The sequence below is a fragment of the Streptomyces sp. SPB162 genome, from assembly GCF_029504575.1.
Lineage (GTDB): Bacteria > Actinomycetota > Actinomycetes > Streptomycetales > Streptomycetaceae > Actinacidiphila.
Window position 1 is genome coordinate 4,799,775 of record NZ_JAQFII010000001.1, and the last position, 15,425, is coordinate 4,815,199.

Sequence of the window (15,425 nt, forward strand, 5' to 3'; positions counted from 1 at the left end):
GCTCAGCTCCCGAACAGAATGCGTGCGGCGTGCCCGAGGACGGGAATGATGGCCATGACCATCAGCACGATCCAGACGCCGAGGACGGACCACAGCATCTGCTTCTGGTACTTCGGGCCCTTGGACCAGAAGTCGACGGCGATGATGCGCAGCCCGTTGAGAGCGTGGAAGAGGATGGCCGCGACGAGGCCGTACTCCAGCAGGCTGACAGGCCATGTCTTATAGGTCGCGACGACCTTGTCGTAGTCCTCGGGGGAGACGCGCACGAGTGCGGTGTCGAGGACATGGACGAACAGGAAGAAGAAAATGAGGACACCGGTGACTCGATGAGCCACCCATGACCACATGCCTTCCCGGCCGCGGTACAGCGTTCCTGCCGGCACGGAAAACCCTCCGGGAGCGGTTTGGAGCCAGCCGGCTTCGGTGTCGGACGGGCCCGGCCGGGTACGGTCCACCGGCCCTGGCCATCGTAGCGACGCGTTGTCGGCTCCGTACGCCCGGGTGGGCCAGGTGTGATTGATCCCGCACGACTGGGTGAACGTCCGGGGGGACCCACGGGTGAACGGGCGGACGGATGTGCGGGCCGGAGCCCGGCGTGCGTACGGGTGCGGACGCCTGTGGAGCCGGGGTTCGGGCGGCCTAGCGCCGCAGTTCCGCGGCGCTCCGGTCGTTGGAGCGTTCGCGAACCAGCCGGGCGAGCCGCGCGCGGGTGATGCGCCGCAGCTCGTCGGCGGTGACGACGCGCTCCTCGTCCTCGTCGTTCGCCAGCCGGACGCGGATCCCGGTCAGCACCTGGTTGAGGAGGCTGCTCGGGTCGTCGCCCTCCAGGGCGATGACGAAGACGTTGCCGAACTTGTTCTCGTACGCGGCCTGCGCGGCGCTCAGCGCGGTGTGTGTGGCGAGGCCGCCGCGGTGCGGCAGCGGGGTGGCCGCCTCGCAGGCCAGCGCCTCGGAGAGGTCGCCGGGGGTCAGGTCGTAGGCCGCTTCGTCGGCTGCCGCGAGTAGGGCTTCAAGATCGGGGTACGGGCGGTGCAGGGCCATCCGGCGGGCCCAGCGGTGGCTTCCGCAGCAGTCGCGCAGGGCGGCTTCCGCCGTGCCGAAGGGGGCCTCGTTGAGCCGGGAGAGCCCGGCGGCGGTGTCGGGCCCCAGAGCCGGAGAGTCGGGGAACAGCGCTGAACTCCTGTCGGGAAGCGGGGAAGCGGTACACGTTAGTGGTGGGTGTTCGACTCCGACCGGCGGGTGAGTGGATTTCACCCGAACGGGATCGAAATATGTCATGGAGTGGACGACAGAACGGGGATGATCCGCCATAACGTCCGGTATGGGGAAAATCTGGACAGGGTTGGCACTGTCGCTCACCGCACTCGCACCGGCCGTCGGCACGCCCAACGACGCACCCGCCCCCCGGACACTGCCGGTCATCCCGGCGGTGCGGGATTTCCGCCCGGCCGGGAACGGCGTCTTCCACATCGGTCCCGGCACCCGGGTGCGCGCCGCTCGCGGCAGCGCCGTCGAGGACGAGGCGCGGCTGCTCGCCGGACAGCTGCAGGTCCCCTTCGGGTTCGACGACGCCAAGGACGACGGGGACGGACCGGCCGGAGCGGGCGACATCACGCTGCGGCTCAACGGCTCGCGAGCCGAGGCCGTGCAGGGGACCGCGAAGAACGCCGGCACGGTGAAGGAGTCGTACGTCCTCACCGCGCGGAACGGGCAGGTCGACATCGACGCGCCCACCGACGCGGGGGCGTTCTACGGCACCCGTACCCTCCTGCAGACGTTGCGGGCCGACGGCGGGATGCCCGAGGGCGTCGTCCGGGACACCCCGGACCGGCCGCAGCGCGGCCTGACGCTCGACATCGCGCGCAAGTACTTCACGCGCCAGTGGATCGAGGACCGGATCCGGGAGCTGGGCGACCTCAAGCTCAACCAGCTGCACCTGCACTTCAGCGACGACCAGGGCTTCCGCATCGAGAGCAGCAGCCACCCCGAGATCGTCTCGCGGCAGCACCTCAGCAAGGCGGACGTCACCGCGATCATCAACCTCGCCGCGCAGCGCCACATCACCGTCATCCCGGAGATCGACAGCCCCGGGCACCTCGGCGCCGTCATCGACGCCCATCCGGACCTGCAGCTGCGCAACGCCTCCGGCAGGGCGCTGCCCGGCGCCGTCGACATCTCGAACCCGGCCGCCGCCCGCCTGGTCGACGATCTGACCCGCGAGTTCGCGGCCCTCTTCCCCGGTCCGTTCTGGCACCTGGGCGGCGACGAGTACCAGGCCCTGGTCGTCGACGACCCGGAGAGCTCGTACCCGCAACTCGTCCGGCCCGGCGAGACCGTCGAGGACGCGGCGACCCGTTGGCTCAACGACCGTGCGGCGCTGGTGCGCAAGCTCGGGAAGACGTCCAAGGCGTGGAACGACGGGTTCATCACCACGCCGCGCGTCGCGCCCGACGCGGACCGCCAGGTCGAGTACTGGACGGGCAAGGAGCTGGGCGCCCGCGATCCGCAGGAGTACCTCGACGAGGGCCGCAAGGTCGTCAACCTCAACGACGAGTACCTCTACTACGTGCTCGGCGAGCCGAACGACTTCACCTATCCGACCGGCGAGCGCATCTACCGGGAGTGGACCCCCGCCGTCCTGCGCGGCACCCGTCCGGTGGACGCCGCGAAGTCGGGGCCCGACCGGGTGCTGGGCGGCCGGTTCGCCGTCTGGTGCGACCAGGCGGGCGCGCAGACGCAGGACGAGGTGGCGCGCGGGATCCGGCTGCCGCTGAACGCGCTGTCGCAGAAGCTCTGGGACCCGGCGACGCCGACGCGTTCCTGGCCCGACTTCACGGCTCTGGCCGACACGGTGGGCTGACGGCGGCGGGTGGCGGCGGGCACCATCGGTGGGGGCGGGAGTTGAGACGGCCGGGGGCCGCCTCCCCCCACAGGAGCGTCCCCGGCCGCCGTCTACTACAGCGTCGCGGGCGCCGGAAGTGTCACCACGGCGATGGGGCAGGATGGTGCGCGTGTTCGAGGGGGGAGCGAACGGTGGATCTGGGGAGCGCGGTCAGCGCCGCGCAGGAAGGCGACGACGCGGCGTTCCGGGTGCTGTACCGGGCGGTGCAGCCGCAACTGCTGCAGTACGTCCGGACCCTGGTCGGACCGGCGGAGGCCGAGGACGTGGCGTCGGAGGCGTGGCTGCAGATCGCCCGTGACCTGCCGCACTTCCGCGGGGAGGGAGAGGCGGTGCGCGGCTGGGCGGCCCGGATCGCCCGCAACCGGGCGCTCGACCACCTGCGGGCCCGCAGCCGGCGGCCGGTCACCGGGGCCGGCGTGGACGTCCTCCTGCACCTGCCCTCGCACACGGACACCGCGGGCGAGGCGCTGGACGCGGTGGCCACCGATCGCGCGCTCGCGGCCATCGCGACGCTGCCGCGCGAACAGGCGGAGGCGGTCCTGCTACGGGTCGTCATGGGGCTGGACGCCGGCAGCGCGGCGCAGGTGCTGGGCAGGCGCGCCGGCTCGGTGCGGATGGCCACCCACCGGGGGCTGCGGCGGCTCGCCGAGCTGCTGGACGACGAGGGCCGCCCCGCGGGTGTGACGATTTCCGCGGCGAAGACGCTTTGAGGATATGAGATGACGGAGAACCGGCGGTGCGACGGGCATCGTGACGACGACTGGCTCGACGAGGAGGCCGCGGAGCGGCTGCTGCGCGGCGAGTCCGTCCTGTCCGGCGGCGCGGCGGCCGCCCGGCTGACCCGGCTGCTGACCGCGGCCGCGCTGCCGACCACGGCTGATCAGGCGCGCGAGGAGGCGGCCGTCGCCGCTTTCCGGACGTGCTTCGAGGCGGGTCGGCGGGCGGGCGGTTCCCCGGGCGTCCCGGAGGAACGGCCCGCGGACGCCGACTTCCTGTCGGTGGTACGGCTGGGCCGGCCGGTCACGCTGCCGGGCGCGGCTCTGCCGGCCGGGGCCGGGCGGACCGGAAGGGCGCCGAAGGCGCTGAAGGCATCGGTCGGCACGTTGGTGGTCGCCCTGGCGCTGTGTGCCGCGGCACTCGTCGCCGGCCCCGGCATCCTGCCGACGCCGTTCGACGGCGACGACGTCGGGTCCGCGCCGGTGCGCGGCGGCCCCCCGCGTTCCGCCACGCCGGACGGCGCCGGCACCGCGGGCCCGAACGGCGGGTCCACGCCGCTCACCGGCGGGACGGCCGACGCGCCGCCCGGAACGGGCGCGCCGTCGCAGCCGGGGCGCGGGGCGACGGCGTCCCCCGGCCGTCCGGCCCCGCCCGCGAGCCCGTCCGCGACGCCGCAGGCCTCCCACCCGCCCGCGTCCAAGGGGACGCGCGGGGAACGCGACCGGCAGAACGCGGGGTTGTGCCGCGCCTACATCAAGGCGGGCGGACGCGTGGACGCCGCGTCGTCCGCGCGGCTCGTGGCGGCGGCGGGCAGCCGGCGGGACATACCGAAGTACTGCGCGCGGGTGCTGGCCACCGCGTACCTGTCCGGATCCGGCACCGCCGGAGACGGCACCGGTGGCACCGGTGGCGGTGGTAACGACGGTGCCGGTGGCAGCGGCAGGTCCGGTGGCGCAGACGGCGGTCACGGCCAGGGCGACGGTTGGCACGACGAGGCTGCGGCGACCGTATTCCCCGCCTTCCGGGTCGTCTGACCTGCGGGCTCGGGGTGCCCGGTGACACTTTCCAGCTGGTTGACGCTTTAAGTAATGGGTCGACTGGTCATCGGCCCCGAGGACCCCGGTGCTCCCCGCGCCGGCGGTCCGCGCCAGGGCGCGGCCGGGTGCGTTTCCCCCTACCCGGCCGCGCCCGCGGAGGCGTTGCCACCCGGTGGCCGAAAGTGGCGGGTGGCGGTCCGCGGCGGTCCGTGGCGGGTCCCGGCGGACGGCCGATAACTCCCGGCCGGATGTCAGTGCCTTGGTGCAGACTCGGTAGGGAGAGCAAAACCGGGGGAGGTACGCCATGTTGGCAGGACTGTACGAGATCGACTGGGCGGCTATGGGGCACGCCTACGGATCGGCGGAGGAGGTTCCCGAGCTCCTGCGGGGGCTGGCCTCGGCGGACGCGGGGGAGCGGGAGGCCGCCCTGGACGCGATGTACGGGGCCGTTCATCACCAGGGCGATGTGTACGACTCGACGCTCGCCTGCATTCCCTTTCTCTTCGAGCTGGTGGCGGATCCGTCGGTGCGGGACCGCGGCCGCATCGTCGTGCTGCTGACCAGCATCGGGGGCGGTGACGAGGTCGCGGAGGAGTACCTGGACGAGATCGTGATCGAGGGCGGCGGCCCGGCCGGGGGGTTCGGCGACGCGATGGACACCCTGGACGGGGAGGACATCCTCGGCCTGCTGGACGCCGAGGGCGCGGCCGGCGACACCGCCGGCTGGAAGTTCGGGGAGGCGACGGAGGCTTCCGCCTGGCGCGCCAACTACGCGATGGCCGTCACGGCGGTGCGGGCTCAGGCGGAGGTCTTCACCGAGCTCGTCGCGGACCCCGATCCCGAGGTGCGGCGCGCGGTCCCGGTGGCGCTCGGGGCGCTGCACGGGGAGACCGAGCGGATACTCGACGTCCTGCGCGACCGGCTGCCGGTGGAGCGGGACACGGAGACCCGGCTGGCCCTCGTCGAGGCCGTCGGCACTCTCGCGCTGCGGCGGGGCGGCCCCGCCGCCGAGGCGGCCGACTGGCTGGTCCGGCTCGCGGGGAGCCACGCCGGAGACCTGGCCGACCGGGCGTCCGATGCCCCGTCGCCCTCCGCGGACCCCGGCCTGCGGCTGGCCGCGCTCGCCCAACTCGCCCGCTGCGCGCCCGAGCGGCTCCCGGCCGACACCGTGCCGACCGCCATCGCCCTGCTCCGGGCAGTGCGCGGCGAGAAGCCGAGCACCCGGTCCCCGCAGGAGGTGCCCGCCGAGCGCCAGAAGCCCGCCACCTTCGTCGGCCATCTGCGGGAGCTGCGCGAGCAGGCCGAGGCCGGCCGCTCCGCGCCCTGGGCCGCCGACCTCCTGCGCACGCTGCACACCGCGCTCGACGACCGGGTCGAGGACCGCGTCGCGCTCGTCATCGACCAGTTGCGCAGCCCGGACTGGGGCCGGCGCATCGACGCCGTGTGGATGAGCGGCGGCCTGGTGCGTGGCTGGCGCGGCGAGTACGGGGAGCTGGTCGCCCTGCTCGGGCAGCAGCTCGCCGACCCCGAGGACCGGCTGCGCGACGGCGCCGCCTCCGTGCTGGAGAACCTGTACGGGCTGGCCGCACCCGCGGCCGACGCCCTCGCCGAGGCGGTCGCGGCGGATCCCGGGAGCTGGGTCCAGGAGTGGTCGCAGGGCCGGCCGAGCCTCGGCGGCATGGTCAAGACCCTCGCCCGGCTCGGTGACCCGCGGTGCCTGCCCGCGCTGGCCTCGGCCCTCGACCGGCCGGACATCCCCCAGGACCTGGGGTACGCCATCGAGCACCTGGGCGCGGCGGCGGCCCCGCTGGCACCGCTGCTGCGCCGAAGACTCGCCGAGGTGACGCTGAACGACGAGGAGGCCTACGACCAGGCCGAGCCGCTGCTCCGGGGGGTGGCCGCGATCGGCGCCGCCGAGTCGTTCCCCGAGGTGCTGCGGATCCTGCGCGGCGCGCCCGCCGCCCGCCGGGACTGGCTGCTGTGCTCGGCGATCCGCGCGCTCGCCCGGTTCGGACCGGCGGCGAGCGACGCGCTGCCCGACCTGCGCGCGCTGGTGGCCGACCCCGGCTCCTGTATCGCGCTGGAGGCCGCGTCCGCGCTCTGGGCGATCGAGCGGAACACCGCGGCCCTGCCGGTGCTGCTCGCGCACCTGGACAGCGACAGCCCGCACACCCGGCGTTCGGCGGCCGAGGCGCTCGGCGAGCTGGGCCCCGCGGCCGCCGCTGCGGCACCGCGGCTGCGGGAGCTGCTCGCGGACCCCGCGGTGTGGATGCGGGTGGACGCCGCGGTCGCGCTGTGGCGGGTCTCCGGCGAGGCCGGGCCTGTGCTGCCCGTCCTGCGGTCCGCCTGGTCGGAGAACGTGCACACCCGCGCGGTCATCGCGGGCTGTCTCGCGGAGCTGGGTCCGGCCGCGGCCGCGGCCGTCCCGCTGCTGCGTGACGAGCTGGCAGCCGTCCGCCGGCACAACAACGAGGGCGACCACTACGGCACGCTCGACGTGTGCGCGGACGAACTGCTGCTCCGGGCATGCGGACGGGCCCTGTCCCGGATATCCGGAGCAGGGCCCGTCACGAACGGCGACAGCTAAGGGCCGTCCTGGTCACCAGTAGACGACGACCTTGTCGCCGGCCTTGACCTGGTCGAAGAGGGAGGCGATGGCGGCCTTGTCGCGTACGTTCACACAGCCGTGGGAGGCCCCGGCGTAGCCGCGGGCCGCGAAGTCCGACGAGTAGTGCACGGCCTGGCCGCCACTGAAGAACATCGCGTACGGCATGGACGAGTGGTAAATGGTCGAGACGTGGTCACGGCTCTTGAAGTCCACCTTGAACTGGCCCTCGCGGGTCGGGGTGTACTGCGAGCCGAAGCGCACGTCCATCGTGGTCTGCACCTTGCCGTTGATCACCCAGGAGAGCGACCGGCTGGTCTTGCTGATGCACAGCACGCGACCGGTCATGCAGCGCGGGTCGAGCTTGGTACTGGCCGGCTGGGTGGTGGGCGGGTACATCGCCGCGTGCGTCGGCTGCTTGGTGACGCTGCGCAGCTTGCTCCAGGTCTGCGCGGAGACGTTGCCGGTCATCGGCAGGTCGTAGCGCTCCTGGAAGTCGTTCACGGCGTTCGCGGTGACCGAGCCGTAGGTGCCGGTGGGCGTGCGGCTGAACAGGTTGAGCTGGCCGAGGCGGGCCTGCAGCTCGCGAACCTGTGTGCCGGTGGAGCCCTGCTTCATGACGGCGGGCACGACCGGGGGCTTGGACGTGGTCGCGGAAGCGCTGGGGGTGGTGGAGGGCGAGGCCGACGTAGAGGTCGAGGTCGAGGGGGACGGTGAGTCACTCGGGCTCGCGGAGTCGGTGGGACTCGCGGTCGTCGACGCGGCCGGCGTCGGCTTGGCGCCCGAGGTGGGCTTGTCCTGCGGACCGCAGCCCACCAGGGGCCGCCGCCGCCAGAGCCGCGACCACGATCGCTATCGGAGTTCTCTTCGTACGCAAGACAGTCACCCTTTGCCCCCCAGAATCTGCAGTTACCCGGTTGGACACTCATCCCGCCCGTGCAGTTGCACGGATCCGCGGCAAGACTGTTCCGTGACATACGAGAGACCAGACCGTGAGGAAGCTCGGAGGCGTGAGCCATGGCGCGCGAGACGGACACCGCCCGGACGGACACCGCCCGGTCCACCGAGAGTGGACTGCCCATCGAGCCGGTCTACGGGCCCGGGGCGCTCGACGGCTGGGACCCCGCGGAGAAGCTGGGTGAGCCGGGCTCGTACCCGTTCACCCGGGGCGTCTATCCGTCGATGTACACCGGCCGCCCCTGGACCATGCGGCAGTACGCCGGCTTCGGCACGGCCACCGAGTCCAACGCCCGCTACCGGCAGCTGATCGCCAACGGCACGATGGGCCTGTCCGTCGCCTTCGACCTGCCGACGCAGATGGGCCACGACTCGGACGCGCCGATCTCGAGCGGCGAGGTGGGCAAGGTCGGCGTCGCCATCGACTCCGTCGAGGACATGAAGGTGCTGTTCGGCGGCATTCCGCTGGACAAGGTCTCCACGTCCATGACGATCAACGCCCCCGCCGCGCTCCTGCTGCTGATGTACCAACTCCTCGGCGAGGAGCAGGGCATCCCGGCCGACCGGCTCACCGGCACCATCCAGAACGACGTGCTCAAGGAGTACATCGCGCGCGGCACGTACATCTTCCCGCCGAAGCCGTCGCTGCGGCTGATCGCGGACATCTTCAAGTACTGCCGCACCGAGATCCCGAAGTGGAACACGATCTCGATCTCCGGCTACCACATGGCCGAGGCCGGCGCCTCGCCCGCTCAGGAGATCGCCTTCACGCTGGCCGACGGCATCGAGTACGTCCGCACCGCCGTCGCCGCGGGCATGGACGTGGACGACTTCGCGCCCCGCCTGTCCTTCTTCTTCGTCTCGCGCACGACCATCCTCGAAGAGGTCGCGAAGTTCCGGGCCGCCCGCCGGATCTGGGCGCGCGTGATGCGGGACGAGTTCGGCGCCAAGGACCCCAAGTCGCAGATGCTGCGCTTCCACACCCAGACCGCCGGCGTGCAGCTCACCGCGCAGCAGCCCGAGGTCAACCTCGTCCGGGTGGCCGTCCAGGGCCTGGCCGCGGTGCTCGGCGGGACGCAGTCGCTGCACACCAACTCCTTCGACGAGGCCATCGCGCTGCCCACCGACAAGTCGGCCCGCCTCGCGCTGCGCACCCAGCAGGTGCTCGCCTACGAGACGGACGTGACCGCGACCGTCGACCCGTTCGCGGGCTCGTACGTGGTGGAGAGGATGACCGACGAGGTCGAGGCCCTCGCGCTGGATCTGATGCGCCGGGTCGAGGACCTGGGCGGCGCCGTCAGCGCGATCGAATACGGCTTCCAGAAGGGCGAGATCGAGCGCAGTGCCTACCGCATCGCCCTGGAGCAGGATTCCGGCGAGCGCGTCGTGGTCGGCATGAACCGCTTCCAGCTCGACGAGGAGGACCCGTACGACCCGCTGCGCGTCGATCCGGCCATCGAGGCCCAGCAGGCCGCGCGGCTGGCGACGCTGCGCGCGACCCGGGACCAGGACGCCGTCGACACCGCGCTCACGGCGCTGCGGCAGGCGGCCCGGGGCACGGCGAACGTCCTGTACCCGATGAAGGACGCGCTGCGCGCGCGGGCCACGGTCGGCGAGGTCTGCAACGCGCTGCGCGAGGTGTGGGGGACGTACGTGCCGACCGACGCGTTCTGAGCGGGTCGTACCGGCGGCTGTCAGAGCATGTGGAGCTGGGTGATGAGCATCGCCAGGACGATGCACAGCGCCCATCCGGCGATGTGCTCGACGATCTTCCTGCTCTCCTGGGGCCCGCCGGTACCGGTGTGCGCCGCTGCGATGTCCGCCATAGCCAGTCCTGTCGTCCGAGATGGTCCGCGATGAAAGCCCCCGCAGCTGTTCAGGATGCGGGGGTTCGTCGGCTGATGTACAGGGGAGAAATCACCTTTATGGCCGATCGTGACCCAATTCACCGCAGGGTCGGCCGGTGAAGCGGGCAAGATACGCCGTCACGTCGGCCGGCTCCCGCGTGGCCAGCCCGATGTAGCCGTCGGGCCGGACGAGGAAGAGCCCGTCTCCGTAGACCGCGTGCGCGCCGCTCGTGCCGTGCTCCGGGCTGTCGTCGATCCGGTGCGCGTGCACCAGGTCCGCGGGGATCCCGGGCGGCAGTCGCGCCGCGGTCCCGAGGGCGAGCAGCGTGAAGTGCGGGCCGCGGAGGAGGTCGAAGAGTCGGCCGCCGCCGGCCAGCGGCGCGTCCGGCGCCCGGTCGCCGGCGCGCGGCGCCGCGTCGGGCAGCGTTCCGCCGGGGAGCGCGTCGGGCCTGAGTTCGCGGGTGAGTGGCCCGTCGCGGTAGTGCAGCTCCAGGCCGTGGGTGTCGGTGCCGCGCTGCCGGGCGGCGGTGTCGTCGCCGTCCCGGGTCGCGCCGTGCAGCCGGGTGCTGATCCCCAGGACGTCGGCGGCGATCGGCAGCCGCTCCTCCTCGTAGCTGTCGAGGAGCCCCGCGTCCGCCCCGTGCCGCAGCACCTGGCCGAGCTTCCAGCCCAGGTTGTACGCGTCCTGGACGCTGGTGTTCAGGCCCTGCCCGCCGGCCGGCGAGTGGATGTGCGCGGCGTCACCGGCGAGGAACACCCGGCCGACGCGGAAGCGGTCGGCCATGGCCGCGCTGGGGTGGAAGACCGACGACCAGAGCACCTCGCGCACCTGCCCGCCGCCGATCGGTGTCCGGGCGTCGATCAGCCGGCGGATGCCTTCGACGGAGCCGTCCGGCTCGGTGCCGGTCTCCGTGTACTGGGCCAGCAGCTGGAAGTGGTCGGTGCCGGCCAGCGGACAGAGCATCACGGTGCCGCCCTCCGCCTTGGGCCAGACGTGCCAGTGCTCGCGGTCGATCCCGCCGAGCAGCAGGTCGGCGATGAGGATCGGGTGCGGGTCGATGGTCTCGCCCGTCATGCCGACGCCGAGCGCCCGGCGGCCGGCGGAGCGTCCGCCGTCGGCGGCGACCAGATAGCGGGCCCGTACCGTGCCGGTCGAACCGTCGGGAAGGGCGAGCGCCGCGTCGACGCCGTCGTCGTCCTGGGTGATGCCGGTGAGCGCGGTACCGAACTCGACGCCGCCGCCGAGCTCCCGCAGCCGTTCGTGGAGGATCTCCTGGGTCCGCCACTGGGTCAGCATCCATACCTCGCCGTAAGGGGCCCGCGGCGTGGGCGCGAAGCGTTCCAGCAGATCCCACTCGCCGACCCGCCGGTCGCCCTGCCAGCTCATCATCAGCGGGTACGGGCCGCCCGACGCGAGGACGGCGTCGATCACGCCGAGGTCGTCGAGGACCTCCAGGGTGCGCGGCTGTAAGCCCTTGCCGCGCGAGCCCGGGAACAGCCGGTCCGACTGCTCGACGAGGCGGGCCGATATCCCCCGGCGGGCCAGGTCGACCGCGAGCGCCAGACCGGTGGGACCTGCTCCGGCGATGAGGACGTCCACGTCGTGGACGCTGTTGAGTGCCATGCGGACAGAGCGTACCGATCGGGATCGGTTGCCAAGGGCCTTTGCCAGAGGGGTAGTTGAAGCAAAAGGTCAAGGTTCGGTCAGCGGACGGGAGCTTTCGGGACCATCGTCAGAAAGCGCTTGAGCCGCGGCGCCAGCGGACGCTCCACGAAACGGTGCAGGAGCCACGCCAGCACCAGCATCGATCCGGCGGTGAGGGCCAGCACGGCGTAGGGCGACAGGTGCCACCGCTGGTGCAGCTGGAAGATGACGACCCAGCCCAGGTGTTCGTGGACCAGGTAGAAGGGATACGTCAGGATCCCCGCCGTGGTCAGCCACCGCCAGTCGACGGCCGCGACCCGGGGCAGCAGGGTGACCGCCGCCACCGCCGCGAAGCCCAGCGTCACGATGACGATGATCACCGTCTCGGAGCGGTGCTGGAAGACGTGCGCGGCGTGCGCGTTCGGTAGCAGGCCCTTGACCGCGTAGTGCTGGCCGAAGAGCCAGCCCACCGCGACCACACCCCAGGAGAGCGGGTCGTGGCCGAAGCGGTACACCAGGTAGATCCCGATGCCGCCGATGAAGAACGGCGCGTACTCCGGCATCAGCACGGTCTTGAGGAACGCCCCGCCCGACGCGTCCGCGAGCACCGCGCCGATCGTCCACAGCCCGCAGAACGCCAGCACCCGGCGGCGGGTGGCCCCGGGGAGCACGACGGCCAGCGCGAAGAGCAGGTAGAAGCGCAGCTCCGCCCAGAGCGTCCAGCACACCCCCAACACCCGGTCGGCCCCGACCGGCATCTGCAGCATCGTCATGTTGGTGAGCAGGTCGCTCGGTGAGACGGTCTTACCAGACCACGCCGGGCAGCGCGAAGACGGCGGTGACCAGCAGCACGGCCGCCCAGTAGGCCGGGTACAGCCGGGTGGCGCGGGAGACCGCGAAGCTCTTGAGGGTGCGCCCCCAGCCGCTCATGCAGATGACGAAGCCGCTGATCACGAAGAAGATCTGGACGCCGAGTGGCCCGTACACGGCGACCTTCGACAGCTCGGGGAAGACCAGCGCGGGCGTCTGGCCCCACGCCTTCCAGGCATCCCCGCCACGCCCCGCGTAATGGTAGAAGCACACCATCAGCGCGGCCACGAGGCGCAGCCCGTCGAGCGCCCGCAGCCGCCCCCGCCGCGGCGCGGCGGCCACCGCGTCCGGCGCGGCGTCCGGCGCCGGGTCCTGGGCGGTCACCCGCTGGAGTTGCAGACTCATCCGATGGCAGCCTTCTTCAAGGCGCGTGCGCGGCGGGCGACGCGACGGAGCATGGGGTTGCGGGGCAGGAACGCGAGCTGCGTCGGGACCGCTCCCGGCAGCGCCAGCGAGGCGAGCCGGCGGCGCTTGAAGTACCGCCAGGTGCGCGCGTTCAGATGGTGCGACAGATACGCGACGGTCTCCTCGCGCAGCTCCGGGTACAGCTGGGCCCGCATGCAGAACCCGACGGCGCGCAGCAGCGGCGTGAGGTCCCCGGCGATCCGCTCGGGGGCCGGCGGGGACCAGGTGCGGACGGCTTTCGCGTCGTCGAGGTCCGGCAGCAGGGCGTCGACGATGGTGACCGGCACGCGGTTGCTGTTCTGATAGGGCGCCAGCCGCTCCAGCAACATCTCCGTGCCCGTACGCGCCACCGGTATCCCGTAGAACGCCGAGGCGGTGAGCAGCGCCGTCGAGTAGCAGCCGGCCACCAGCGCCGGACGCGCCCGCTGGTACAGCACCTCGGCGAGCACGGGGGAGTCGAGCACGGTCAGTTCCACCCCGAGCGCGGCCGCCTCCCGCTCCAGCGGTTCCGACCAGTGCGCGGGGGCGACGGGGTGCGGCTTGAAGACGATCCGCCGGTGCCCCAGGGCCGCCGCACCGCGCAGCATCCGCAGGTGCAGCTCCTCCTCCTCGGCGGCGGTGAGGATCCCCAGCGCGGACAGGTACTGGCCGAGCAGCAGGGCCGCGTCCTCCGGGATCGAGGACAGATCGACCCCCTCGTTCCCGTCGCTCGCGTCGGCGAGCTCCGCCAGCACCTTGGTGAACTCCGCGGCGGGCACGATCAGCGGTTCGACGCCGTACTCCGTCAGCAGCAGCGGGCGCAGACCGGTCACGAGGTCGAGGTGGAGCAGTCGGTTGATGCGGGAGGACACCAGCGGTTCGAGCTTGTCGCGGGTCGGACCGTACGACATGAGGCCGTCCGCGTACACGTCGATCGTCGCGGCCGGGAAGAGCTGCACCAGGGCGGCGGCGGGCTTGACCTGGATCGACTCGACGATCAGTTCCACGTCGTCGTCCCCGAGGTCCCACAGGCTCCGCAGGTACCGCTCCCACATCGGGACGTCCTCCGGGCGCGGTGACCAGTCGCCGGGGTGCATGGGCGAGATCGTCTCGTTCCACGACAGCACCGCGTCGAACCGGTCGCGCAGTGCCCCGAAGCCGGGCGCCTCGTCGACGGCCGGCGTGGTCTCGGGAACGGCGGCGTTGTTGCTGATCAGCAGCAGTCGGCGGTCCGCGGGGCCGAACAGCCCCGCGTCCAGGGCCGCCGCGATGGTGGCCGCGCCGTACAGCGTCGACGCCACGTGTATCTGGGTGCGTGCGCGGGCCATCAGGCGGCCACCGTCCCGGTCGAGGAGGCGAGCCGCCTTCGCAGGCGGCGCAGCGGGACGCTGCGGTCGACGCCCATCGAGTCCAGCGCCTCCGTGAGGAGGTCCTGCGGCATCCGCTTCAGGGCGGCGGCGCTCATCGTCTTCAACTGGCGCGCGACCTGCGGCTCGAAGCGTTCGATGGAGTTGAGGTGGTGGGCGATGATCGCGCAGTAGGTCCGGACGGCCTTGGGCAGGAAGCGGTCCGCGTCCCGGTCGGCGGCGGTCTCCTCGAGCACCTGGTCGAAGGAGCGGATGAAGTCCAACTGCCGTACGTCACCGATCTGGGTGAGCGAGGTGGCGACGCCGCGCCGGTAGAAGACCCCGAGCAGGCCCACCACCGCGAAGGACGCCGCCTCCCGGTGCAGCCGCCAGATCCACGGCCGGTCCTCGGCGGTCCGCAGGCCGTCCGGGAAGTGCAGCAGGCCCGCGTCGGCGAGCCGGCGGTGGTAGATCCCGGCCCAGGCGAAGGGGTAGTCGACGGAGGTCGCCCGCTCGGCGGGCAGGATCGCCTCGCGCGGGTTCAGCACCACCCCGCGGCGACCGTGCGGGACACGGGTGATGACCCGGACCCGCTCGGTGCACTGCACGTGGTCGGTACGGACGAAGTCGGTGCCCAGTTCCTCGATGGACGACAGCAGTTGCGACAGGTAGCCGGGGGCCAGCCAGTCGTCGCCGTCGAGGAAGGTTGAGGAATTCGCCGCGTGCGGCGTCGATTCCGGTGTTGCGGGCGGTGGCCAGACCGCCGTTGGTCTCGCGCGCCACGAGAACGGAGCCGGGAAGGGTGCGTGTCGCCCGTTCCAGGATTTTCGGTGTGTCATCCGTCGAACGATCGTCGACCAGGATGAATTCGAAATCCGGGCGGGAGTTCGCACGAAGACTTTGGAGCATGTCGGGTGCGAATGCCTGCACGTTGTAAAACGGCACAATGACGGAGAGCTTGACCACCTGCTGAACATTAGGGGCCGGCCGGATTCTGCGGCCGACATCCCGTGGACCCTCAGGTGAACGCCGCATGACGGGACCGTGAAGCAGGCGCCCCTTGAGCCCGGTTGGTCAATTCGCGGCACGCTGTTTACCGTCCGTTGGCTCAACGT

Annotated in this window: 12 protein-coding genes and 2 pseudogenes; 5 read left to right on the forward strand and 9 right to left on the reverse strand. The window is 72.2% G+C overall.

Annotated elements, in window-relative coordinates:
* Positions 1-2 precede the first annotated feature (2 nt).
* Together sdhC and M2266_RS22070 are read right to left on the reverse strand one after the other, a co-directional pair.
* Entirely contained in the window at positions 3-383 is a 381-nt protein-coding gene (sdhC, locus tag M2266_RS22065; protein ID WP_277439728.1) for a succinate dehydrogenase, cytochrome b556 subunit, read from the reverse strand.
* A 256-nt stretch (positions 384-639) separates the two neighbouring features.
* Complete coding sequence (locus M2266_RS22070) at positions 640-1,149, reverse strand: 2-oxo-4-hydroxy-4-carboxy-5-ureidoimidazoline decarboxylase (RefSeq protein WP_346780952.1); 510 nt, start codon at positions 1,147-1,149, stop codon at positions 640-642.
* Between the two features lie 172 nt (positions 1,150-1,321).
* On the opposite strand from M2266_RS22070, the gene M2266_RS22075 reads away from it, so the two are divergent.
* The 4 genes from M2266_RS22075 to M2266_RS22090 all read left to right on the forward strand — a co-directional run bounded on the left by M2266_RS22075 (position 1,322) and on the right by M2266_RS22090 (position 7,243).
* On the forward strand, positions 1,322-2,860 hold the full coding sequence (locus M2266_RS22075; RefSeq protein WP_277439730.1) for a glycoside hydrolase family 20 protein: 1,539 nt from the start codon (positions 1,322-1,324) through the stop codon (positions 2,858-2,860).
* A 173-nt stretch (positions 2,861-3,033) separates the two neighbouring features.
* Positions 3,034-3,612, forward strand: coding sequence for an RNA polymerase sigma factor (locus M2266_RS22080; RefSeq protein WP_346780920.1), 579 nt, complete (start codon positions 3,034-3,036; stop codon positions 3,610-3,612).
* A 9-nt stretch (positions 3,613-3,621) separates the two neighbouring features.
* Complete coding sequence (locus tag M2266_RS22085; RefSeq protein ID WP_277439731.1) at positions 3,622-4,653, forward strand: hypothetical protein; 1,032 nt, start codon at positions 3,622-3,624, stop codon at positions 4,651-4,653.
* Positions 4,654-4,960: 307 nt separating this feature from the next.
* Complete coding sequence (locus M2266_RS22090; protein WP_277439732.1) at positions 4,961-7,243, forward strand: HEAT repeat domain-containing protein; 2,283 nt, start codon at positions 4,961-4,963, stop codon at positions 7,241-7,243.
* A gap of 12 nt (positions 7,244-7,255) precedes the next feature.
* On the opposite strand, the gene M2266_RS22095 is transcribed toward M2266_RS22090, so the two are convergent.
* Together M2266_RS22095 and M2266_RS22100 are read right to left on the reverse strand one after the other, a co-directional pair.
* Positions 7,256-7,891 (reverse strand): L,D-transpeptidase family protein, encoded by a 636-nt coding sequence (locus M2266_RS22095; protein WP_277439733.1) that lies wholly within the window; start codon positions 7,889-7,891, stop codon positions 7,256-7,258.
* 88 nt (positions 7,892-7,979) lie between these two features.
* Complete coding sequence (locus M2266_RS22100) at positions 7,980-8,138, reverse strand: hypothetical protein (protein WP_277439734.1); 159 nt, start codon at positions 8,136-8,138, stop codon at positions 7,980-7,982.
* 140 nt (positions 8,139-8,278) lie between these two features.
* On the opposite strand from M2266_RS22100, the gene M2266_RS22105 reads away from it, so the two are divergent.
* On the forward strand, positions 8,279-9,892 hold the full coding sequence (locus M2266_RS22105) for a methylmalonyl-CoA mutase family protein (RefSeq protein ID WP_277439735.1): 1,614 nt from the start codon (positions 8,279-8,281) through the stop codon (positions 9,890-9,892).
* Between the two features lie 20 nt (positions 9,893-9,912).
* Here the strand turns inward: M2266_RS22105 and M2266_RS22110 are convergent, their stop codons facing one another.
* The 5 genes and pseudogenes from M2266_RS22110 to M2266_RS22130 all read right to left on the reverse strand — a co-directional run bounded on the left by M2266_RS22110 (position 9,913) and on the right by M2266_RS22130 (position 15,276).
* Positions 9,913-10,044, reverse strand: coding sequence for an SCO1431 family membrane protein (locus M2266_RS22110; protein WP_277439736.1), 132 nt, complete (start codon positions 10,042-10,044; stop codon positions 9,913-9,915).
* A gap of 97 nt (positions 10,045-10,141) precedes the next feature.
* Complete coding sequence (locus M2266_RS22115) at positions 10,142-11,689, reverse strand: FAD-dependent monooxygenase (RefSeq protein ID WP_277439737.1); 1,548 nt, start codon at positions 11,687-11,689, stop codon at positions 10,142-10,144.
* 80 nt (positions 11,690-11,769) lie between these two features.
* Positions 11,770-12,925 (reverse strand): annotated as a pseudogene (locus tag M2266_RS22120) (acyltransferase).
* Positions 12,922-14,292 carry a polysialyltransferase family glycosyltransferase gene (locus M2266_RS22125; protein WP_277439738.1) on the reverse strand — a complete coding sequence of 457 codons (1,371 nt, stop codon included), beginning with the start codon at positions 14,290-14,292 and terminating at the stop codon, positions 12,922-12,924. The pseudogene M2266_RS22120 and the gene M2266_RS22125 overlap by 4 nt, the downstream one beginning before the upstream one ends.
* Positions 14,292-15,276, reverse strand: a pseudogene (locus M2266_RS22130) (glycosyltransferase family 2 protein). The gene M2266_RS22125 and the pseudogene M2266_RS22130 overlap by 1 nt, the downstream one beginning before the upstream one ends.
* Between the last annotated feature and the right edge of the window lie 149 nt (positions 15,277-15,425).

What these genes read in the sequence shown, in the direction of transcription:
- M2266_RS22125 (WP_277439738.1), bottom strand. Translation starts at nt 14,292, where the DNA reads ATGGCCCGCGCACGCACCCAGATACACGTGGCGTCGACGCTGTACGGC.
- M2266_RS22075 (WP_277439730.1), top strand. Translation starts at nt 1,322, where the DNA reads ATGGGGAAAATCTGGACAGGGTTGGCACTGTCGCTCACCGCACTCGCA.
- M2266_RS22105 (WP_277439735.1), top strand. Translation starts at nt 8,279, where the DNA reads ATGGCGCGCGAGACGGACACCGCCCGGACGGACACCGCCCGGTCCACC.
- M2266_RS22110 (WP_277439736.1), bottom strand. Translation starts at nt 10,044, where the DNA reads ATGGCGGACATCGCAGCGGCGCACACCGGTACCGGCGGGCCCCAGGAG.
- M2266_RS22090 (WP_277439732.1), top strand. Translation starts at nt 4,961, where the DNA reads ATGTTGGCAGGACTGTACGAGATCGACTGGGCGGCTATGGGGCACGCC.
- M2266_RS22115 (WP_277439737.1), bottom strand. Translation starts at nt 11,689, where the DNA reads ATGGCACTCAACAGCGTCCACGACGTGGACGTCCTCATCGCCGGAGCA.
- M2266_RS22085 (WP_277439731.1), top strand. Translation starts at nt 3,622, where the DNA reads ATGACGGAGAACCGGCGGTGCGACGGGCATCGTGACGACGACTGGCTC.